The sequence below is a fragment of the Arthrobacter sp. NPDC058097 genome, assembly GCF_042884885.1.
GTDB lineage: Bacteria > Actinomycetota > Actinomycetes > Actinomycetales > Micrococcaceae > Arthrobacter.
This window is the reverse complement of record NZ_JBHVSZ010000001.1, coordinates 127,951-148,665: the sequence shown is the minus strand read 5'-3', so window position 1 is coordinate 148,665 and position 20,715 is coordinate 127,951. Positions and strand designations below refer to the sequence as shown.

The window sequence follows — 20,715 nt, the reverse complement described above, 5'->3', positions numbered from 1 at the left end:
CCCTTTCCCGCTTCCAGTTCCCTGACGTCCGCGCCCTATGAGGGACAGCATCGGAACGAAGGTTCCCCGCAACTGGATCCTGCTCGCGTGCATCGGCCTCATCGCCCTCAACATGCGGGGCCCCTTCGTGGCGGTGGCGCCGGTGCTGGGCCCGATGCAGCAGGAGCTGGGGTTCTCGCCCGTTGAGCTGGGCCTGCTGACCGGGATTCCGGTGCTGTGTTTCTCGCTCGCGGCGCCCCTTGCCTCGCTGGCCGGGCGCAGGTTCGGCGCGGAGCTGGCCATCACGCTGACGCTCGCTGGCGTTTTGGCCGGCGTTGCGGTCCGCTCGGCCGGCGGCGGCGCCATGGTGATGGCGGGCACGGTCATCCTGGGCCTGGCCATCACCGTGGGCAACATTGCGGTGCCGCTGATCATCCGGCGGGATTTCTCGCCGCGGCGCCAGGGGACCGCCATGGGGATCTACACCGCGGCCCTGAACGTTGGCTCGTTTGCTACGTCCGTGCTCACGGCCCCACTGGCTGAGCTGGCCGGCTGGCGGGCTGCCATCGCGGGATCTGCGGCCTTCGCCCTCGCGGCGGTCGGCTTCTGGATTTTCGCGTCCGGACGCCGGGCCTTCCTCGCCGTGGCCGACGACGGCAGGGGCGGCCCGCCGGCAGCCGGCCGCCCGGCGTCGCGCTGGATCACTGTGGGATTGACTGTCGGCTTTGCCGGCCAGGCCATCTCCTATTACGGCGTGACCGCCTGGCTGCCCAGCCTGCTGTCCGATGTGCTCGGCATGACCCCGGCCGCCGCGGGGGCAGGCTCCTCGCTGTTCCAGATCATGGCCATCGCCGGCAGCCTGGGTGTGCCGCTTGCGGCCCGTTTCATGAGTACGACGGCGGTGGCGGTCACCTTGAGTGCCATGTGGCTGACCGTTCCACTGGGCCTGCTGTTCGTTCCCCAGCTGTGGTGGCTGTGGTCCTCGCTCGGGGGAGTGGCCCAGGGCGGGGGCATCACGCTCATCTTCATCGCCATCATCAAACTCGCCCGCGACCAGGCGTCCGCCGGCCGGATGTCGGCGACAGTCCAGGGCGTGGGCTACGGCGTGGCCGCGCTGGCCCCGACCGTAGTGGGCTACGTCCACAGCGCCTCGGGCAACTGGTCCGCGCCCCTCCTGGTGATCCTCGGCTCCGTGCTGGCCTTCTTCATTTCAACGACGCTGTCCGTGCGGAAGGTGCCCCGCCAGCGTTAGGCGCCCTCCCGCCGTCGTCCGTTCCTTAAGCCCCAGCGGCCTTAAACCCAACAGCGTGAACTGGCAGCTGATGCCCTCAAACCTGGGTCGTTAGCTGCCAGTTCACGCTGCAAGGTGGTTCCGCTGCCGGGCCGCCTCCCCGGCCTTCGGGGGTGCCTGTTGCGAAGGGCATGGCGGCCCGGCGGACGGAAATCTGTGACCGTTCAGAGGGCGGCGCTAGGCGGCGACTAGCTCGTCCTCGATGGCCTCGGCGGTGGCGTCGATGCCCTCGCGGGCTTCGTGCAGATACCGGGCGTAGGCGGGAACCGTGAGGAAGCTGGGGAACTTGTCGCTCAGCGTGACTTCCTCGAAGATATCGCGGGCGTCGGCAAAGCGGTCGCCGTCGAAGCGCTCCAGCCGGGCGAATTCCTCGTCCAGCATCTCCTCCACCCATTCCCGGCTGATGATCTCGCCGTGTTCCGTGATGGCGCGGGAGTAGATCCACTGCCACAGCTGCGAGCGGGAGATCTCCGCGGTGGCGGCGTCCTCCATCAGGTTGTGGATGGCGACTGCGCCGTTGCCGCGCAGCCAGGACTCGATGTAGCGGATGCCCACTTCGATGTTGTTCCGGATGCCTTGTTCGGTGATGGTGCCCTGGGTGGCAGCGACGTTGATGAGGGCGCGGTCGTCCGGGGTGACGTCTTCACGGAGGCGGTCCAGCTGGTTGGGACGGCCGGCCAGGACGCCGTCGAACACCTCGCGGCACACGGGCACCAGGTCCGGGTGGGCAACCCAGGAGCCGTCGAAGCCGTCTGCTGCCTCGCGGGTCTTGTCCGCGCGGACCTTCTCGAAGGCGTTGGCGTTGGCGGCCTCATCCTTGCGGTTGGGAACGGCGGCGGCCATGCCCCCAATAGCCGTGGCACCGCGCTTGTGGCAGGCGCGCACCAGCTGTTCGGTGTAGGCCCGCATGAACGGGGCGGTCATGGTCACCTGGCCGCGGTCCGGCAGGACGAAGCGGGGGCCCCGGGTGCGGAAGTTCTTGATCAGGGAGAAGATGTAGTCCCAGCGGCCGGCGTTCAGGCCGGAGGCGTGGTCGCGGAGTTCGTAGAGGATCTCCTCCATCTCGAACGCGGCGGTGATGGTTTCGATCAGCACCGTGGCGCGGATGGTGCCTTGCGGGATGCCGAGCAGGTCCTGGGCCAGGATAAAGATGTCGTTCCACAGCCGGGCTTCGAGGTGGTTTTCGATCTTCGGCAGGTAAAAGTATGGGCCCTTGCCCTGGGCCAGGAGGCAGCGGGCGTTGTGGAAGAAGAACAGGCCGAAGTCCACGATGCCGCCGGCGATCGGTTCGCCGTTGATCAGCATGTGCTTCTCGGGCAGGTGCCAGCCGCGGGGCCGGACCACGATGGTGGGCAGGTCCTCGGCGGCCTTGAGCTTGTATTCCTTGCCTTCAGGCGAGGTGAAGTCGATCCGGCGCTCCAGTGCGTCGGTGAGGTTCAGCTGGCCCTGGATGACGTTGCGCCACGACGGCGTGGAGGCGTCTTCCATGTCCGCCAGCCAGACCTTGGCGCCGGAGTTCAGGGCGTTGATGGTCATCTTGCGGTCCACCGGTCCGGTGATTTCCACCCGGCGGTCCTCCAGGCCCGGGGCCGGGGGAGCGACCCGCCAGTGCGGATCGTTCCGGACGGACTCGGTCTCCCGCAGGAAGCGCGGGTCCTGGCCCCGGGCGATGTCCTCCCGCCGCGCACGACGCGCACGCAACAGTTCCTGGCGCCGCCCCGCCGTGGCCTTGTGCAGCTTCGCAACGAAGGCCAGAGCATCCGGAGTGAGCACCTCGCCCTGCCGGCAAATCGGCTGAGCGGTCAAGGTGATCCCGTTAATAGTGAAGTTGTCGGTGAAGCTGTTCATTTCATTTGCTCCTTAAAGCAAGAAGGAAAGTCCGACGGCGGGAGGAACCAAAGGTGAGCTGCTCACGAGGCCGAAGGTGCCGGGATTGCGGCAGCCTGCGTAAAAGGGGCTCTGTGCCCGGGTCCGTCCTCGCTCAGCGAGGTCGGACCCGGGCATGGGGAATAGCAGGCAGAGCAATGCCGGACCGAAGGCCGAAGGTGACGGCCGCCGTCGGGAAGTGTTAGTGGAACTGGCCTTCTTCTGTGGATCCCACGAGAGCCAAAGTGGATGCGTTCGGGTTGAGCGCTGTGGAGATGTCGTCGAAGTAGCCGGTGCCGACTTCGCGCTGGTGCTTGGTTGCGGTGTAGCCGCGGGATTCGGAGGCGAATTCCTTTTCCTGCAGTTCGACGTAGGCGCTCATGCCTTCGCGGGCGTAGCCGTGGGCGAGGTCGAACATCGAGTAGTTCAGGGCGTGGAATCCGGCCAGGGTGATGAACTGGAACGTGAAGCCCATCGCGCCGAGTTCGCGCTGGAACTTGGCGATGGTGGCGTCGTCCAGGTGCTTGCGCCAGTTGAACGACGGGGAGCAATTGTAGGAGAGCATCTGGTCCGGGAAGTCGGCCTTGACGGCTTCGGCGAACTTGCGGGCCAGCTCCAGGTCCGGGGTGCCGGTTTCCATCCAGATGAGGTCCGAGTAGGGGGCGTAGGCCTTGGCGCGGGCGATGCAGGGTTCGATGCCGTTGCGGACCTTGTAGAAGCCTTCCGGGGTGCGGACCGGCTGTCCGCCTTCGCGGAGGATAAATTCCTGGTCGCGTTCGTCGACGTCGGAAGTGATCAGGGTGGCTGCCTCGGCGTCGGTGCGGGCGATGACGACCGTGGGGGTGCCTGCGACGTCGGCGGCGAGGCGGGCGGCGTTCAGGGTGCGGATGTGCTGCTGGGTGGGGATCAGGACCTTGCCGCCGAGGTGGCCGCACTTCTTTTCGGAGGCGAGCTGGTCTTCCCAGTGCACGCCGGAGGCGCCGGCCTGGATCATGGACTTCATCAGCTCGTAGGCGTTCAGCGGTCCGCCGAAGCCGGCTTCGGCGTCGGCGACGATCGGGACCAGCCAGTCCTGGACGGTCTGGATGCCTTCGGAGAACTCGATCTGGTCTGCGCGCAGGAGGGCGTTGTTGATGCGGCGGACCACGGTGGGGACGGAGTTGGCCGGGTAGAGGGACTGGTCCGGGTAGGTGTGGCCGGAGTTGTTGGCGTCGGCGGCGACCTGCCAGCCGGAGAGGTAGATGCCGCGCAGGCCTGCCTTGACCTGCTGGACGGCCTGGTTGCCGGTCAGGGCGCCCAGGGCGTTGGTGTACTTGCCTTCCTTGTGCTCCTCGGTGAGCTGCTTCCAGAGCTTCTCGGAGCCGCGCTTGGCCAGGGTGTGCTCTTCGGAGACCCGGCCGCGGAGGCGGACGACGTCGGCGGCTGAGTAGTCCCGAGTGACGCCTTCCCAGCGCGGGTTGGCAGCCCACTCGAGCTCCAGTGCGGCGGCCTGCTGTTCAGGCGTCTGCTGGGTGGGCTCAAATGCTGCAGTCATCTTTGTCTCCTTGTTAGCTCCCGGGCCATTCCGGGAAGTTTTTCCGGGCTGACCGTCCCTGCGCCCTTGCAGGTCCGGCCAGTTTCCGGAGGGGTTTTCCTTCGTGACACCTACTTTTCTGCACTTTCAAAGCGCTTTCTAGAGGAAAAAGCTGGAAAGAAATGCGTTTCTTCACGTATTCTTCAGAAATGTCGCCTTCAAGCTGGAACAGGGAAGTTTCGCAGCCGCCGTCGTCCCCGCCGACGGCGGAACTGGACGTGATTGCACTGGGCCGCCGCGTTCGGCACCTGCGCAAGCAGGCCGGCCTGACGCTCGATGACCTGAGTGCCGCCGTCGGGACCGCACCGAGCCAGCTGAGCCTCATCGAGAACGGCAAGCGGGAACCAAAACTGGGGTTGCTGCAGCACCTGGCCGGGGCACTCGGCGTCGGCATCGACCAGCTGCTGGGAGCCGAACCGCCCAGCCGCCGGGCAGGCCTGGAAATCGAGCTCGAACGCTACCAGCGCGGACCGCTCTACGAATCCCTGAACCTGCCCAAAATCCGCATCAGCTCGCGGTTGCCGATGGATGTTTTGGAGGCACAGGTGGGGTTGCTGCAGGAGCTCGAACGGAAGATGAACGAGCAGGTGGCGACGCCGGAGGAAGCCCGCCGCGCGAACGGTGAACTGCGGGCCATGATGCGCGAACGAGGGAACTACTTTCCGGAGTACGAGGCCGAGGCGCAGAAGGTGCTCAAGCAGGTGGGTTACACCACCGGGCCCTTGAGCCAGCACGTCATCGCGGACATCGCGGAGCACCTCGGATTCACCCTCCACCACGTGGGCGATTTGCCGCATTCCACCCGTTCGGTGACGGATTTGAAGAACCGCAAAATTTATCTGACGCAGAGCGAGCGGCAGGACCACGACCCCCGCTCGGTGCTCCTGCAGGCCCTGGGCCACTACGTCCTGGGCCATGAAACGCCGCGCAATTACGGCGATTTCCTGGCCCAGCGGGTGGCGACCAACTATTTTGCGGCGGCGCTCCTGCTGCCTGAGCAGGCAACCGTGGAATTTTTGCAAAAAGCGAAGGCCGCGAAGGAGATCGCGGTGGAGGACATCCGGGACGCATTCGCCGTGTCCTACGAGACCGCGGCCCACCGTTTCACCAACCTGGCCACCAAGCACCTGGGCATCACCACCCATTTCCAGAAGACCCACCAGAGCGGGATCATTTACAAGGCTTACGAGAACGACGGCGTGAACTTCCCGCAGGACCACACTGGCGCCATCGAGGGCCAGCCGTCGTGCAAGGCATGGACCTCCCGCGCCGTGTTCGATGTGCCCGACAAGTTCAGCGCCTACAGCCAGTACACGGACACGCCGTCGGGCACGTACTGGTGCACGGCCCGCACGGACCGGTCGGCCAGCGGGCAGTTCTCGCTGAGCATCGGGGTCCCGTACCAGCACGTGAAGTGGTTCCGCGGCCGGGAGACGACGGCCCGGGCAACGTCCAACTGCCCCGACCCCAACTGCTGCAAACGGCCACCGGCCGCGTTGACGTCCGAGTGGGCGGGCAATGCGTGGCCTTCTGCCCGGGCCCACTCCCACCTCCTCGCAGCCATGCCCCCGGGTGCCTTCCCCGGCGTGGACGAGACCGAGGTGTACACGTTCCTGCAGGCCCACTCGGGAAGCTGACGCCCTGCAGCAAGCCAACCTGAAACCCCCGCCAAGCTAAGCGGACTATATTGGCCCTGTCAGCCCACCCAACTGATTGCGGGAGCGTGCACCCATGGCCAAGGAACTTGCCACCCAGCTCATCGAACAACTCCAGGCTGCCGGCGTGCAGCGGATCTACGGAATCGTCGGGGACAGCCTCAACCCAATCGTCGACGCCGTCCGCCAGACGGGCGGCTCAAAGCAGGGCGGCATCGACTGGATCCACGTCCGCCACGAGGAGGCCGCAGCCTTCGCTGCGGCGGCCGAGGCCCAGCTGACCGGAAAGCTGGCCGTGTGCGCCGGCTCCTGCGGCCCCGGCAACCTGCACCTGATCAACGGCCTGTACGACGCGAACCGCTCGGGCGCCCCCGTCCTGGCCATCGCCTCGCACATTCCGAGCAAGCAGATCGGCAGCGGCTTCTTCCAGGAAACCCACCCGGACCGAATCTTCAACGAATGCTCCGTCTACTCGGAGCTCATCAGCACGGCGGAACAGGCGCCCCGGGTGATGCACAGCGCCATCCAGCACGCCGTCGCGCTGGGCGGGGTCGCCGTCGTCACCCTTCCCGGCGACATCGCCGCGCTGGAGGCCACCGGCGAAACGCCGCTGCCCGCGAAGTTCCGCCCAGCGACGCTCACGCCGGCACCGGAAAGTATCCGGGAACTCGCCGATGCCATCAACGCGGCAGACAAGGTTGCCATTTTCGCCGGGGCCGGCACACAGGGAGCCCATGACGAGGTTGTTGCACTGGCGGAACTGATCGGTGCACCCATCGGCCATACCCTGCGCGGCAAGGACTTCCTGCAGTACGACAACCCCTTCGACATCGGCATGACCGGGCTGCTGGGCTACGGTGCGGCGGCGGAGGGGATCGAGGACGCGGACCTGCTGCTGCTCCTCGGCACCGACTTCCCGTACGACCAGTTCCTGCCCGGCACCCGCACCGCCCAGGTGGACCGTGCCGCCCACCGGCTGGGCCGGCGGACCGACGTCGACATCGCCGTCCACGGCGACGTGTTGCCCACCCTCGCGGCGCTTATGCCCCTGCTGGCTCCGAAGAAGAGCCGCCGCTTCCTCAACCAGATGCTCAAGAAGCACGACAGGCTGATGAACAAGGCAGTGGGCGCCTACACCCGCAAGGTGGAAAAGAAGCAGCCGATCCACCCGGAATATGCTGCGTCCCTGCTGGACCAGGTGGCGGCCGAGGACGCCATTTTCACCGCGGACACCGGCATGTGCAATGTGTGGACCGCCCGCTACATCAACCCGCTGGGCACCCGCAGGCTGATCGGCTCGTACCTGCACGGCTCCATGGCCAACGCGCTGCCGCACGCGATCGGCGCGCAGGTGGCGTATCCAGACCGTCAGGTCATCTCCGTCTCGGGCGACGGCGGGCTGTCCATGCTGCTCGGCGAGCTCATCACCGTTGCAGCGCACCGGCTGCCGGTCAACGTGGTGGTCTTCAACAACTCCACCCTGGGCATGGTCAAGTTGGAGATGTTGGTGGACGGCCTCCCGGACTTCGGCGTGGACGTGCCCGACGCCGACTATGCGGCCGTGGCCCGGGCCCTCGGCTTCCATGCCGTCCGGGTCAAGGATCCCGCCCGGATCGAGGACGCCTACCGCGAGGCCTTCGCCCATCCCGGGCCGTCGCTGGTGGAGCTCATCACGGATCCGAAGGCTCTGTCGATTCCGCCGAAGATCACCGGCTCGCAGGTGCTCGGGTTCGCCACCGCCATGTCGAAGGTGGTCCTTAACCGTGGCGCCGGCGAGGCCGTCAGCATGGCGCGCAGCAACCTCAGGAATATTCCGCGGCGGTAGCGGGCGGAAGGTTCGCCGGGCGTCGGTTCCCTACGGCCACGGCGGATCTCCCGGAGGACGTCCTGCACGTCGAGGGGTGAGACCAAACCGACGGCAAACTGTGACCGGCCAGGCATCGTTACTGTCAGACCCCGCTGGTTGACTGTGGAAGTAAGGTGTTCTCCGGATGAGCCGAGGACTGCAATGAACAGGATTCGAATGGCCAAAATGGTGGCGGCCTCGGCCGCGGTTGCGTTTGCGACGGCGTGTTCGGCGCCGGTGCCGGAAATGCTGAAGGCCGACGGCGTGGAGCGCGTTTTGGTCGACGGCTCGGCCTACGCGGCGGAGTTCCGCGCATTCCGGGACTCCGCCTTCGGCCTGGGCGAGGCACTGCTGGCCGACGGCGGTGATGGTTCGGGCGGCAACGTTGTGTCCTCGCCCGGAAGCGCGCTCATTGCCCTGGCGATGCTCCGCGCCGGCGCATCCGGGGAAACGGCTGCCGAGCTGGATGCCGTGCTGGGTCTTCCGTTGGAGAGGCGCGATGAAGCCATGAATGCGCTGCTCCGGTCCCTGGCGAAGTTCGACGGGGACCCCGGCAGCGTGGACGAGGACAACCCGCCGCGGAAACCCGTCATGCATGCCGCCAACGGAATGTTCGTGGACAAGGACGTGCCAGCCGGGGAATCATTCCTCGCCACGCTGGCGAGGCACTACGGCACTGGCGTGTACCCGGTCGACTTCAGCGACGAGGGCGCAACCAAGCCCGCCATCGATGCCTGGGTGGACAGGAACACGGCTGGCCGAATCAAGGAAGCCCCCGCGAAGTACGACCCCCGCAACACCTTCAGCCTGCTCAACTCCGTGTACTTCGCGGCGGCGTGGGAAACCCCGTTTGACCCAGGCTCCACGTCCGACTTGCCCTTCACCCTCCCCGGCGGCGACCAGATCGACGTCCCTGCAATGCACAACCTGCTGGAAATCAAATATGCGGAAGGCGCCGGCTGGCGAGGCGTGGACCTGCCTTACGCCGACGGGTTCGTGATGCGGCTGGTCCTGCCGGATGCCGGAACGGAAGCCTCGTTCGGGTCGCCGCAGCTCGGGGAAATCGCGGATGCCCTGGATGCCGCGCCCCTGCAGACGGTGCAGATTCAGCTGCCGCGCTGGGACCACAAATGCAGCTTCGACTTACACCGGGTCCTGGAAGCCGCCGGACTGCAGAAGACCCTCACAACCACCGAGGACTTCAACGCCATCCAGCCGAGAATGACCATCACGCAGGCCGGCCAGGCAGCCAACATCACGGTGGCCGAGAAGGGAACTGTCGCTGCCGCGGTAACCCAGATCAACGGCCGGGTGACCAGCGCGCCGCCTCGGCCCGAGCACACCATCCATTTCGACCGGCCGTTCCACTACCAGATAGTGCACGTCGAAACCGGGCTTCCGCTGTTCATGGGAACAGTGGCCGACCCCCGCGCCTGAGAGCGTTGGCGCGGTTAGCGCGGCCTTAACCGGCGCCTAGCGCGGGCCGCCCTGCCAGAGGGCGTCGAACGGGGCACCGGAGGCCACCCGGTTCCGGATGCCCGCGGTCACGAAGTCCTTCGCCCTCCGCGCTGCCTCCAGTGGCGTAGCTCCCTTGGCCAGTTCGGCCGTCACCGCCGCGGCGAGCGAGCAGCCGGCGCCGGAGACGGCCACCTCGCCCACCTTCGGGGCGCTCAGGACCTCGAGGGTTGCGCCGTCGTAGAAGACGTCGACGGCGTCGGGCCCGGACAGGCGAACACCGCCCTTGGCCAGGACCGCGGCTCCGCTCAGCTCGTGGATGCGGACCGCCGCGGCCTTGAGGGATTCGACGCCGGTGATCTCCAGGCCGGACAGGGACTCGGCCTCGAAGTGGTTGGGCGTGACGAACGTGGCCAGCGGCAGGATCTGTGCCTTCAGTGCCTGGTCCGTGTCCAGCGCGTGGCCCGGCTCCTGGCCTTTGCAGATCAACACGGGATCCAGCACCACATTGACGAACGCCCCGGCGGACAGCGCGGAGGCAACGGTCGAAATGGTGGCCGGGCTGCCCAGCATGCCGATCTTCACGGTGTCCAGCACGGACGGTGCGCCGGAAGCGGCACCGTAGGCCGCCGTCGTCGCCTCCAGCTGGTGCGCGATGACTTCCTGGTCCACGGGCACGAAGCGGTGGTTCCAGTCATTCTTCGGGTCGAAGGAGACGATGCACGTGAGGTTGGCGATGCCGAAAACGCCGAGCTCCTGGAACGTCTTCAGGTCGGCCTGGGCTCCGGCGCCTCCGGTCGCCTCCGAGCCGGCGATGGTCAGGACGACGGCGGGAGCGGCGGCGGTGTTCGCCCCGGAAAGGTTGTCAGAAGCAACAGAAGTCATCGTTCCATCCTGCCATGCCGCTAGCATCCTGCTGTCCCAGGAAGCCTTTGTCCCGGAAGCCAACCGCAGTTGGGGGCGCTGCCTAACCGTGCAGGGTGCGGTAGGCCTCCGCTGCAGCGGGATGCAGTGGCAGGTCGGCCGTGTTGATCAGGGTGTCCGGGCTCAGGAACTGAACGCCGAGGCTGGAACGGGGAACGAGTTCGTCGGCATGATCAACCAGCAGTCTGACAGTGTTCCGGACGATGTCGCCGTCGAGGTCATCACGGCACAGCAGCAGGTTCGCCACGCCCACGGTCCAGACTGACCCGGCTCCCGGGTAGGCGCTTCCCGGAATCAGCACGCGGTCGTAGAAGGCGCCGAAGCGCTCGCGGAGGGGCCGGACCAGGTTGGACAGGTCGAGCAGCCGAAGCCCCGGCTTGTCGTTCGCCTCCGTGATGGCGGCTGTCGGAACACCGCCCGACCAGAACAGCACGTCCACGGCTTTCCTCCGGAGCGCGGCGAGCCCGTCGTTGAGGCCCAGATTGACTTCCGTAACGGCCCCAGCCGCGCCTGCCAGCCCCGACACGTCCAGGATCCTGCCGGCCGTCAGCGATGTTCCCGACCCTGCCTCACCAATCCCGATCCTCCTGCCCTTGAGGTCGGTGTAGTTCCCGATTCCGCTGTCCCGCCGCACCAGGCAGTGGACATAGTTTTCATAGACCTTCCCGACGGCGACCATCGCCCCGGCGGGCTGGCCCACCACCCGCTGCACTGCGGCGTCGAGAAGCGCGACGGCGAACGTAGCCTCGCCGGCCGCCAGTCGCTTCATGTTGTCAAGGCTGCCGCCGGTGGTCAGGGCTTCTGCGCGTTGGGCGATTCCGTGGCGCTGGAGCGACCCGGCAAGAAGCGAGGCGAACTCGAGATAGAAGCCGCCGGCTTCACCGCCCGCCACGGTCACCCTGGCCGGACCCGGTGACGCAGTGCATGCGGCCATGCCCGGGAGGCCAACGGCCCCGAGGAGCAGGCCCAGTCCGGACTTCAGGACCCCGCGCCGGCCCACTGAATGCTGTTCTCCCTGCCTCACGGCCGCCGTCTTTCCCGCGTAGCAGCGCCCGCCCCAGGCGCCGCTCCGCCACCGTGGTCCCTTTCTGCTGCCGGAGCGGCTGTTGACGGATCGCCTGTTGCCGAAGCGGCGGGAAACACCAGGAGCGCAAGCAGACCGTGCGGATCACGTCCCCGAAGCGTCAGGCGTCCCCCGTTCGCACCCGCCAGCCGGTCCACAATGGTCATTCCCAGTCCCGTGCCTCGAATGCCGGCGTGGCGCGGGGACCGCCAAAACCGTGTGGCTGCAGCGGCGAGCTCTTCGGGCGGCAGCCCCGGGCCGTCGTCGGACACTTCAACCACCACAGAGCCGCCCAGCGGGCGGGCGTCCACCGTGATGGCGGCCCCGGGCGCGTACTTGATAGCATTGGTGATCAGTTCACCCACCATCTGGGCCAGCTCGGCGGCGCTGCAGCGAAGCTCCAGGGGCGGCTGCGGAGGAGCCTTCAAAACGAGTCTGGAGCCGACGTGTTTGGCTGCGGGGCGTGCGCGGTCTACTTCCTCCTCCAGCACGGGGTACGGATCGATGGGCTGCACCGCGCCGCCCGCGCCAGGCCTAATGGATTGGCTGGCCGCACCTTCGGAAGCCCGGTGCTCGGCGGTTGCCAACTTCAGGACGTCGTCCAAGATCTCCTCGACGCGCTCGAGTTCCCTCACGACCCCCTCGGCTTTTGCCCGTTCAGAGTCTGTCCGGAGTTCGAGCTGCAGCAGGTCGATCCGCAGCCGCAGCGCGCCGATGGGGTTGCGGAGCTGGTGGGACGTATCGGCGATGAGCCGACGCTGGGACTCCGTGCTGTTGCTTACGGTCTCGGCCATTTTGCTGAAGGAACGGCTCAGTTCCTTGAGCTCGGGCGGCCCGGCTTCGGGAAGCCGCGCTGCCCTGCCGGTGGCCTCCAGTTCCGCCACCGCCGAGTTCAACCGAAGCACCGGCCGGATCACCCATCCTGTGGCACGGAGCGCCCCCAAGAGCAGGACCGCCGAAAGCCCGGCGGCGCCCAGGCCCACCAGCAGCCAGCGGTCGCGAAGTTTCTGCCGTGCCGCCTCGAGATCCACTTCCAGGACGGCTTCACCCAGCACCTGGCTGGCGGTCCCAAACGAGCGCGAAATAAGCGCCCTGTCCGAGCCAAACGGCTGCAACGGCTCAAGCGTTGTGTCATTGAGGTTCAGGCTGGCACGGGAGATCGCATCCCGCACGTCGGGGCGGTCCGGGTTAAGCCCGCCGGACTGCACCGTGGCGGCTTCCTCCAGCCGAACGAGGATGCCCTCGCCGTAAAGGCTGGAGTAACGCTCCATCTCGCGCCGGAGCTGCGTGGGGTCGCCGCTTTGCGAGGCGTCGTATGCAACCTGGGCAAACCGGTTGAGTGCCGAGACGCGATTGATCTGGACTTCCTGGGTCAGCTCCCGCCCCGCCGAGCTGAGGATGGCGCTGGAGACCGCCACCACCATCACCAGGGCGAACAGGCTTAGGATGCCCAGGACCCGACGCTTCACGCCGGTTCCGCTTCGACCCGGTATCCCACGGCCCGGACGTTGATGATGAAGCCGGGCATCTGCAGCTTGGACCTCAGCCCGGTGAGGTGCACGTCCAGGGACCGGGACGAAGCCAGGAAAGCATCACCCCACAGGGCATCGAGGATCTGCTCGCGGGTCACCACGGACCCGGCGTTCCGGGCCAGCAGGGCCAGGAGATCGAATTCCGTTGCGGTCAGTGGGAGGACCCGGGACCCGATGGCAGCCACCCGCCGGTCGAGGTCGACGTCGAGTTCCCCCAGGACAATGCTGTGGGACTTCTCGGGGCCGCTGCGGCCCGCCCGCCGTGTCACCGCTTCAATCCGGGCGAGGAGCTCCACAAGCTTTACCGGCTTGACCAGATAGTCGTCAGCCCCGGAGCGGAGGCCAAGGACCACGCTGCGCTCGTCGTCGCGTGCTGTGAGGATGAGGATGGGGCAGCCCGTGACCTGGCGAAGCTTGCGCAGGAGCTCGAGGCCGTCCATGTCCGGAAGCCCGAGGTCCAAAAGGATGACATCGTGTTCCCGGTGGATGAGCAACGCATCCGAACCCCGGGACACCCGATGCGCCTTGTGCCCTGCGGAAACGACAGCCGCCTCGAGTGCCGACGCCATCGCGTCGTCGTCCTCGACGATGAGCACGCGCATTGCCTGTTTCCTCTGCCTTCGTTGCTGTTGGGGGACATCGGAGTCCGTTTGGACATTACTCCTTGTGCGCGGATTTCGCCTTGTTGCGGCCGTGCGGGAACGACGGAATGCCTTCACTGCCGTTGGGTGAAGTGCAAAGGCGACCCGCCGCCGTCGGCAGTTTCCAATTCCTAAGGAAGTGTTAGGAAATGCCTCTCCACGTTGGATGTGCCAAGGATCACGCATAAGTTGGCAGGTATCCTCTTGCAGGATCTGCCGGCAAGAGGCCGGGTCCGGGGCTGCCGGCGGAGAACCGCTCAACGCCCCCGGACAGGCGCAGGGAAGCCCGGAGCGGGGATTCCGGCAGGACACCCATTTCGCACTTCGGACGCCGACGATGGCACCGACCAGGAAGGTTCATTGATGAGCACCCAGCACGCCGCGCCCCACAGCGCGGCACCCAGCGAGGCCGCGCAGACTCGCAGGGCCGTAAGCAATATTCTCAAGGGCTCCGCCGGCAACCTCGTCGAGTGGTACGACCTCTACGTCTACACAGTCTTCGCGGCGTACTTCCAGGCGCACTTCTTCAATTCCAAGGACGAACTGCAGGCCGGGCTCGAGGCGATGGCGGTCTTCTCGACGTCGTTCCTGATGCGCCCCATCGGCAGCTGGTTCTTCGGGCGCTACGCCGACCGCAACGGGCGCAAGGCCGCCCTGACACTCAGCGTGACCCTGATGTCCGCCGGCTCGTTCGCGATCGCCGTCCTGCCGACGCAGGACGTCATCGGCATCTGGGCCCTGGTCCTGCTGATCCTCATCCGTGTTCTGCAGGGCTTCTCCGTGGGCGGCGAATATGGCACGAGCGCCACGTACATGTCCGAGGCCGCCACCTCGAAGCGCCGCGGCTTCTTCTCCAGCTTCCAGTACGTGACCCTGGTCGGCGGCCAGATGCTGGCGCTGCTGGTGCTGGTCATCCTGCAGAACACCCTGGGCGACGGCCTGCTGAAGGAATGGGGCTGGCGCATCCCGTTCGCCATCGGCGGCGTTGCGGCGCTGGTGGTCCTGTGGCTGCGGCGCTCAATGGAGGAGACGGTTTCCGAGGAACAGGTCCAGGCGGCCAAGGCGCCTGCCTCATCCGGCGAGGCCCAGCCCGGCACCCTGCGGCTGCTGTTCACCCGGCACTGGAAGCCGCTGCTGATCTGCATCGGCGTGACCCTGGGCGGCACCGTGGCCTTCTACACCTACACCAACTTCATCCTGAAGTTCATGAACGATACGTCCGGCATCGCCAAGACGGACACGTCCGTGATCAACTTCTGGGCGCTGTTCATCTTCATGCTGCTCCAGCCCGTCTACGGCATCATCTCGGACAAGGTGGGCCGCAAGCCGCTGCTCCTCTGGTTCGGCATCACCGGCGTGCTTTTCACCTGGCCGCTGCTCTCCACCCTGGCCGGCACCAAGGATCCCTTCACCGCGTTCCTGCTGATGATGGGCGGCCTGCTGATCGTGGGCGGCTACACGTCGATCAACGCGCTCGTGAAGGCCGAGCTCTTCCCGGCCTCCATCCGCGCGCTCGGCGTGGGCCTGGGCTACGCGATCGCCAACTCATTGTTCGGCGGAACGGTTCCGCTGATCGGTGCCGCCCTGCAGAAATCGGACCAGGTGGACGTGTTCTTCACCTATGTCACCATCGCCATCGGCGTGTCCCTGCTGGTCTACATCTTCGCGCTGAAGAACAAGAAGACCACGCACCTGGACCGCGAGCAGGGCCACGCCTGGTCCGGCACGGCTGCGTCCGGTGTCCCTGCGGGCGCCCCTGCGGTCGCCGCCCGCAAGGGTGACGACGACGACTTCGTCAACGCCTGACCTCCAAGAAACGAATAGGGCACTAAAGCACGACGGCGGGTGCCCGCCGCCGCCGCCGTTTCGACGGTTCCCTGCCCACTCGACGTCTAGCAACGTCTAGCCGGCAGGGAACCGTCGAAACGGGGCGGGCTGTGCAGAGCCCGAAGCAGCCGGTACTTGAACTCCTGCTCCCGGAAGAGGTCTTTCCACTCGGCCCGGACAAAAATCCACCCCTGCTCCATGAGCGCCTTTTCCCGTCGACGCTCCTGAAACACGACCTCGCTGGTGGGCCGGTAATCGAAGTACTTTGTTTTGCCATCGAACTCCAGAGCGACCCTTTGCGCAGGCCACGCAAAGTCCAGCCGGTGTTCGCCCAAGGGTGTGCGCACTACGTACTGCAGTTCCGGCGCGGGGACCCTGAGCCGATGAATGAGTTCCCGGGTCAGGCTCTCACCGGCAGATTCGGAGCGGGCGTCTACCAACTCCAGCGCCCGGCGCAATGCCACGACGCCGTTACGCCCCGCCAACGCGGTGCAGTAGTCCCGCAGCAGGTGCAGATCGGCCCCCAGACGGGCGGCGTGGTCCACCAGAATCAGGGATTGGCGCACGTTAAAAATCAGGCAGCAGTCCACTACAGTCCGCTCCAGCGAGGTGCACGGCAGGTCATCCACAAAGGTCACCTCACGGCTGCTCAGACGCCGGGTATGGGCCACCACGCCGCGCCCGTGCGAAACTCCCGACGGACAGCGAGCCTGTGTCAGGTGGACCATATCGTCGACTCCCCACAGGTGGAGGCGCTGCAAGCTGGCACCTGAGGTGTGGCTGTAAACGAAGCCTCCGGCCGACGTCGTGCATGTACCGTGCGCGTGTGCGTGGATGAGCTGGCGCCGACGGCTTGCGACGTTCAGGCTCGTCCACCAACTGCCGCGTGCGTAGCAGCCACGGCGCACCCGGACCAGGATTCCATCCCGGACCAGCTGGGCTATTACCCGCGAATTTAGCCCGCGCTGCAGGAGCTGGTCGGTGCGCCAGAGGTTTTCCCTTACGGGCAGCCCGGCTAAAGGTTGGCTCATGTTTCCACCTTGGCCGCTCTGGGAGCGGAGACCCAGAGACTCTCACCTCTATGTGGAAACAGCCCGTTTCGACGGTTCCGTGCCCGCAAGACGTTCAGCAGCGTCGTGTGCGCAGGGAACCGTCGAAATGGCGGGCCGGGGAGCCTAGGTGTAGTACCGGCCCAGGGTCTCGGCCTTGAATTCGAAGAAGTCGCCGGAGTCGATCGCCAGCCGGGCGTCGTCCACCATCTTCACCACGAAGCGCTCGTTGTGGATGGAGATCAGCGTGGCGGAGAGCATTTCCTTGGCCTTGAACAGGTGGTGGATGTAGGCGCGGGAGTAGTTCAGGCACGCGTAGCAGTCGCAGCCCTCCTGCAGCGGGCCGAAGTCGCGCTTGTACTTGGCACCGGAGAGGTTGAACCGGCCGTCGGGCGTGTAGAACGCGGAGTTCCGGGCCACGCGGGTGGGGGAGACGCAGTCAAAGGTGTCTGCGCCGTTCTCGATGGCGGTGAAGATGTCGTCCGGCTCCGAGATGCCCAGCAGGTGCCGCGGCTTGTTCTCGGGCAATTCCTCATTGCACCAGCGCACAATGGTGCCCAGGTTCTCCTTCTCGAGGGCGCCGCCGATCCCGTAGCCGTCGAACGCCATGGCACCGAGGTCGCGGCAGGCCTTGCGGCGCAGGTCCTCGTACTGCGCGCCCTGGATCACGCCGAAGAGCGCCTGGTAGGGCTTCCCCGCCCGCTCGGATGTAAGCCGGAAGTGCTCCTCCAGGCAGCGGACCGCCCACAGCCGCGTGCGCTCCAGCGAGTCCTCCTGGTATCCCCTCGAATTCTGCAGCGTGGTGAGCTCGTCGAACGCGAACATGATGTCCGCGCCGATCTGGTGCTGGACCTGCATGGAGATCTCGGGCGAGAAGCGGTGGCGGTCCCCGTTGAGGTGGCTCTTGAACCAGACCCCATCGTCGTCGATGTGGGCCAGCCGCTCCTTGCCCGGGGCCACGGCGTCATCGGGTCCGGACGTATCGACGGACTTCATGTCGATGACCTTCTTGAACCCCGAGCCGAGGCTCATCACCTGGAACCCGCCCGAATCGGTGAAGGTGGGCCCGGGCCAGTTCATGAACGCGCCGAGGCCGCCGGCTTCGTCCAGGATCTCGGGGCCGGGCTGCAGGTACAGGTGGTAGGCGTTGGCCAGCAGGGCCTGGGCGCCGAGCTCGGCCATGGACTCGGGAAGCACGGACTTCACCGTGGCCTTGGTCCCGACGGCGATGAAGGCCGGCGTCTGGATCTCGCCGTGCGGGGTGGTGATAGTGCCGGTCCGGCCCAGGAACCCGCCGCCGTTGGCGTCCTCCTGCTCCGGGGCAGGGCTGCAGGTTTCCGTGAGGCGCTTGCCCACGCGGAAGGAAAACTCCGACTGGCGGGCGGCCGGCACCGCCTCCGACGACGGCAGGTCAGGTCGGGCTGGCGGTTCAGGATTGGCTGGCACGGTTCAAGTGTGCCAGCTAACGGCGCCGAACCTTCACTGGATGGGTTCTGATGTGGGGTAGTTCTCAGACCGCCAGTCGTCCCACAGGGTGCGGATCGTTTCCATGCTGCCAGCGCCCAGATCGTACAGCGAGAGGATCACCATGGAGCCGCCTTCGGGCCTTTTCTCGGGGATCACGGGCTGGTCGGCCACGATCAGCAGGCCCTCACCATGCTCGGCGTAGCTGTGCACGGTGAGTCCCACCACGTGGTTGGTCTTGTGCCAGACCCTGCCCGAAACCTCCTCGCCCGTGCCCAGGGTGAGCGAATACTCTTCGCCGGGCTTGGGGATGTCCTTCAGGCCGAGTTTGTCGATGGCGGAGCCGCCCGAGCCGGGCACGGAGAAGTAGCAGGTCCGGCGTTTGCCGTGGGGGTGCCGTTCCAGCGCGAACCGCAGCTGCTGGAGGAAGATCAGCCAGCCCTGGGTGATGTCCTCGTCCCATGCGGCCCATTCCGAATTGTGGTCCACACCGGCGCGGGTGACGCAGACCTCGGTTCCGGTGGGCACGGGTTTGAGCTCGAAGATATCGCCGTTGTTGACCGTCAGCTCGGTATGGTCCGGTCCTTCAACCACGTTCTTGCTGAAGTAGATCTCATTGATTTCCGCCGGCAACTCGTCGGCTTCCCAGCCATGCCACTGCGCGACTTTCGAGGGTTCACGCAGCATCGTCCAAACCTGCGGGGCGTCCGAATTGATCACAACGCTGAGATTGTTCGTCATGGCCTGAATCTACAACTTGGGGCGTGGCAGGGGTAGAGGATTTTCCGGCGAAAATGGGTCAGGGAGACTAGCCGCGCACGGACTCCAGCTCGTTCGCAATCCGCCGCTCCAGCTCCGGCCCGCTGATGGTCTGCGATCCGCCGTGGGCGCGCAGGAACAGCAGCGATTCGAGGCGCAGCCGCCGCCACTCTTTCTCAGCCTCATGGTTGGAGTTGTCGATGGAGCGGAAAATCTCTTTGTCGTACAGGTTCGGCTCGTTCAGTGACCGCTGCCGCACGCGGGCCTGCATCCGCGCCTTGAACGGATCCGTCTCCTGGTTGTCCGGCGCCCGGAGCAGCTTCTCATAGACGGCGGCACGGTCCTTGTGCCCCGTCTGCCGGCATACGTAGCTGGACAGCGCGAGCGACGCCTCCACCGATGCCCAGCGCCCCGGGTTGCCGTCGAAGGGCAGCACGTTCAGCAGGTCGGCCACCGTCAGCGACGCCTCGGCGTCCTTGAGCATGATGAACAGTTCGTGCGCGAGGTCGCTCAGGTCTTTCAGGCAGCTGCCCGACTTGGTGTTGATGCCCTTGACCAGCTTGTCCGCCAGCAGTTGCACCCCGACGGAGTCCGGATGGGCCTCCGCCACGGCTTCCACCACGGATTCCGGCGTTCCGGACGGCTCCGGGATCAGGGCCAGGTCTTCGGCGCTGGGACCGATCACCACGGGGGTGGTGGCTGGCAGCGGAGGTACGACGACGGCGGCAGGGGCCGTCCGCGCAGGCTCCCCGGCCGCTTCGTTCCCCACTACCGAAAGGGGAGTGCCGGCGTCGGACGCCTGGGCGTCAGCTGCTTGGACGGCACCGTCCGACGTTTGGGTGGCGGCCGCCCCGGCGCCGGCTGCGGCCTGTTCGACGACGGCGGCGGGCTTGAGCGCCCCGTTGCTGGCAGCCGCCGGGGAGGGAAGGTCGTCAACCGCGGGTCCGGGGATCCGGACGGACGAACCGGCAGCGATGCGCAAAGTGCCGCCGCCGGTGAGCGTCGCCAAGACGATGGCGGGGCTGCCGAAATCGTCGGTTTCGACTTCCACGGAGTGGATTTCCGCGGACCGTTCGCCGTCCGGCAGCAGAAGGTGGTCGCCCGCCCGCAGAGAGCCCGCCTGCTGTTCACGGAAGGTCTTGGCAGCTGCAGGGTGGTTCATCGGGAGTCCTTAAGTTCTCTTGCGGTCCGCCCAACAGTCTACAAAGGAGAGGCTGCGAAGTCGGGGAGGCGCGGGCTCCCGGGCGTCAGGCGCCGACGCCCGCGTAGGCCAAAGCCTGCCGCACCAGGGCGCCGCGGCCGCCGGTGAACTCGAGCTGCACGCCGTCGCTGAGCACTTCCTGGGGCGTCATCCAGGTCAGCTCCAGTGCGTCCTGGCGGGGGTCGCATTCGCCGGTCACGGGGATGATGTAGGCCAGTGACACGGCGTGCTGGCGGTCGTCGGTGAAGCCGGTGTGCGACGGCGCGGGGAAGTATTCGGCCACGGTGAACGGCACGGGGCTGATGGGGAGCTGGGGGAAGGCCAGCGGACCGAGGTCCTTCTCCATGTGGCGAAGGAGCGCGGCGCGGATGGTCTCGCGGTAGAGCACCCGGCCGGAAACGAGGGACCGGACCATGGTGCCGTCCTCGTCCGCCTGCAGGAGCGTGCCCACCTCATTCACGAACCCGAGCGGATCCAGCCGGACCGGCACCGCCTCGACGTAGACCATGGGGAGCCTGCCTCTGGCTTCGAAGAGATCTTCGTCCGAGAGCCAGCCGGGGTTGGGGTCAGGGGTGCGCACGTTCATGAAT

16 protein-coding genes are annotated in these 20,715 nt (G+C 66.6%); 5 read left to right on the top strand and 11 right to left on the bottom strand.

Features of this window, described 5'->3' with window-relative positions:
* The first annotated feature begins 37 nt into the window (after nt 1-37).
* On the top strand, nt 38-1,231 hold the full coding sequence (locus tag ACFVTE_RS00680) for a CynX/NimT family MFS transporter (protein ID WP_387095458.1): 1,194 nt from the start codon (nt 38-40) through the stop codon (nt 1,229-1,231).
* A gap of 216 nt (nt 1,232-1,447) precedes the next feature.
* Here the strand turns inward: ACFVTE_RS00680 and aceB are convergent, their stop codons facing one another.
* A complete protein-coding gene (aceB, locus tag ACFVTE_RS00675) occupies nt 1,448-3,118 on the bottom strand; it encodes a malate synthase A (protein WP_387095455.1) in 1,671 nt (556 codons plus the stop codon).
* A 220-nt stretch (nt 3,119-3,338) separates the two neighbouring features.
* Entirely contained in the window at nt 3,339-4,670 is a 1,332-nt protein-coding gene (gene aceA, locus ACFVTE_RS00670) for an isocitrate lyase (protein WP_387095451.1), read from the bottom strand.
* Nucleotides 4,671-4,831: 161 nt separating this feature from the next.
* Between aceA and ACFVTE_RS00665 the strand changes: the two genes are divergently transcribed.
* From ACFVTE_RS00665 to ACFVTE_RS00655, 3 genes are all read left to right on the top strand, one after another.
* Entirely contained in the window at nt 4,832-6,346 is a 1,515-nt protein-coding gene (locus tag ACFVTE_RS00665; protein WP_387095448.1) for a helix-turn-helix domain-containing protein, read from the top strand.
* 94 nt (nt 6,347-6,440) lie between these two features.
* Nucleotides 6,441-8,189 carry a pyruvate dehydrogenase gene (locus tag ACFVTE_RS00660; protein ID WP_387095445.1) on the top strand — a complete coding sequence of 583 codons (1,749 nt, stop codon included), beginning with the start codon at nt 6,441-6,443 and terminating at the stop codon, nt 8,187-8,189.
* 183 nt (nt 8,190-8,372) lie between these two features.
* A complete protein-coding gene (locus ACFVTE_RS00655; protein WP_387095442.1) occupies nt 8,373-9,647 on the top strand; it encodes a serpin family protein in 1,275 nt (424 codons plus the stop codon).
* Nucleotides 9,648-9,683: 36 nt separating this feature from the next.
* On the opposite strand, the gene ACFVTE_RS00650 is transcribed toward ACFVTE_RS00655, so the two are convergent.
* The 4 genes from ACFVTE_RS00650 to ACFVTE_RS00635 form a co-directional block, all read right to left on the bottom strand.
* Complete coding sequence (locus ACFVTE_RS00650; protein ID WP_387095439.1) at nt 9,684-10,550, bottom strand: hydroxymethylpyrimidine/phosphomethylpyrimidine kinase; 867 nt, start codon at nt 10,548-10,550, stop codon at nt 9,684-9,686.
* A gap of 82 nt (nt 10,551-10,632) precedes the next feature.
* The gene (locus ACFVTE_RS00645) at nt 10,633-11,613 is read right to left on the bottom strand and encodes a TAXI family TRAP transporter solute-binding subunit (protein WP_387095436.1); all 981 of its coding nucleotides are present in this window, start codon (nt 11,611-11,613) and stop codon (nt 10,633-10,635) included.
* Nucleotides 11,610-13,121, bottom strand: a complete 1,512-nt coding sequence (locus ACFVTE_RS00640) for an ATP-binding protein (RefSeq protein ID WP_387095433.1) — start codon at nt 13,119-13,121, stop codon at nt 11,610-11,612. Before ACFVTE_RS00640 ends, ACFVTE_RS00645 begins: the two co-directional genes overlap by 4 nt.
* A complete protein-coding gene (locus ACFVTE_RS00635) occupies nt 13,118-13,786 on the bottom strand; it encodes a response regulator transcription factor (RefSeq protein WP_387095430.1) in 669 nt (222 codons plus the stop codon). The genes ACFVTE_RS00640 and ACFVTE_RS00635 overlap by 4 nt, the downstream gene beginning before the upstream one ends.
* Nucleotides 13,787-14,188: 402 nt before the next feature.
* Between ACFVTE_RS00635 and ACFVTE_RS00630 the strand changes: the two genes are divergently transcribed.
* Entirely contained in the window at nt 14,189-15,631 is a 1,443-nt protein-coding gene (locus ACFVTE_RS00630) for an MFS transporter (protein WP_387095428.1), read from the top strand.
* 86 nt (nt 15,632-15,717) lie between these two features.
* Here ACFVTE_RS00630 and ACFVTE_RS00625 read toward each other — a convergent pair whose 3' ends face one another.
* The 5 genes from ACFVTE_RS00625 to ACFVTE_RS00605 form a co-directional block, all read right to left on the bottom strand.
* Nucleotides 15,718-16,683, bottom strand: coding sequence for a hypothetical protein (locus ACFVTE_RS00625; RefSeq protein WP_387095426.1), 966 nt, complete (start codon nt 16,681-16,683; stop codon nt 15,718-15,720).
* Between the two features lie 144 nt (nt 16,684-16,827).
* The gene (gene tgt, locus ACFVTE_RS00620; protein WP_387095423.1) at nt 16,828-18,147 is read right to left on the bottom strand and encodes a tRNA guanosine(34) transglycosylase Tgt; all 1,320 of its coding nucleotides are present in this window, start codon (nt 18,145-18,147) and stop codon (nt 16,828-16,830) included.
* A 33-nt stretch (nt 18,148-18,180) separates the two neighbouring features.
* The gene (locus ACFVTE_RS00615) at nt 18,181-18,906 is read right to left on the bottom strand and encodes an SRPBCC domain-containing protein (protein ID WP_387095420.1); all 726 of its coding nucleotides are present in this window, start codon (nt 18,904-18,906) and stop codon (nt 18,181-18,183) included.
* 67 nt (nt 18,907-18,973) lie between these two features.
* Nucleotides 18,974-20,086 carry a DUF6707 family protein gene (locus tag ACFVTE_RS00610; RefSeq protein ID WP_387095417.1) on the bottom strand — a complete coding sequence of 371 codons (1,113 nt, stop codon included), beginning with the start codon at nt 20,084-20,086 and terminating at the stop codon, nt 18,974-18,976.
* An 85-nt stretch (nt 20,087-20,171) separates the two neighbouring features.
* Entirely contained in the window at nt 20,172-20,711 is a 540-nt protein-coding gene (locus tag ACFVTE_RS00605) for an NUDIX hydrolase family protein (protein ID WP_331571980.1), read from the bottom strand.
* Nucleotides 20,712-20,715: the final 4 nt, after the last annotated feature.

Excerpts from the sequence above, each read along its gene's own strand:
- aceA (WP_387095451.1), bottom strand. The coding sequence starts at position 4,670 with ATGACTGCAGCATTTGAGCCCACCCAGCAGACGCCTGAACAGCAGGCC.
- ACFVTE_RS00650 (WP_387095439.1), bottom strand. The coding sequence starts at position 10,550 with ATGACTTCTGTTGCTTCTGACAACCTTTCCGGGGCGAACACCGCCGCC.
- ACFVTE_RS00655 (WP_387095442.1), top strand. The coding sequence starts at position 8,373 with ATGAACAGGATTCGAATGGCCAAAATGGTGGCGGCCTCGGCCGCGGTT.
- ACFVTE_RS00680 (WP_387095458.1), top strand. The coding sequence starts at position 38 with ATGAGGGACAGCATCGGAACGAAGGTTCCCCGCAACTGGATCCTGCTC.
- ACFVTE_RS00610 (WP_387095417.1), bottom strand. The coding sequence starts at position 20,086 with ATGAACCACCCTGCAGCTGCCAAGACCTTCCGTGAACAGCAGGCGGGC.
- ACFVTE_RS00635 (WP_387095430.1), bottom strand. The coding sequence starts at position 13,786 with ATGCGCGTGCTCATCGTCGAGGACGACGACGCGATGGCGTCGGCACTC.
- ACFVTE_RS00625 (WP_387095426.1), bottom strand. The coding sequence starts at position 16,683 with ATGAGCCAACCTTTAGCCGGGCTGCCCGTAAGGGAAAACCTCTGGCGC.
- ACFVTE_RS00630 (WP_387095428.1), top strand. The coding sequence starts at position 14,189 with ATGAGCACCCAGCACGCCGCGCCCCACAGCGCGGCACCCAGCGAGGCC.
- ACFVTE_RS00615 (WP_387095420.1), bottom strand. The coding sequence starts at position 18,906 with ATGACGAACAATCTCAGCGTTGTGATCAATTCGGACGCCCCGCAGGTT.
- ACFVTE_RS00660 (WP_387095445.1), top strand. The coding sequence starts at position 6,441 with ATGGCCAAGGAACTTGCCACCCAGCTCATCGAACAACTCCAGGCTGCC.
- ACFVTE_RS00605 (WP_331571980.1), bottom strand. The coding sequence starts at position 20,711 with ATGAACGTGCGCACCCCTGACCCCAACCCCGGCTGGCTCTCGGACGAA.
- ACFVTE_RS00665 (WP_387095448.1), top strand. The coding sequence starts at position 4,832 with ATGCGTTTCTTCACGTATTCTTCAGAAATGTCGCCTTCAAGCTGGAAC.
- aceB (WP_387095455.1), bottom strand. The coding sequence starts at position 3,118 with ATGAACAGCTTCACCGACAACTTCACTATTAACGGGATCACCTTGACC.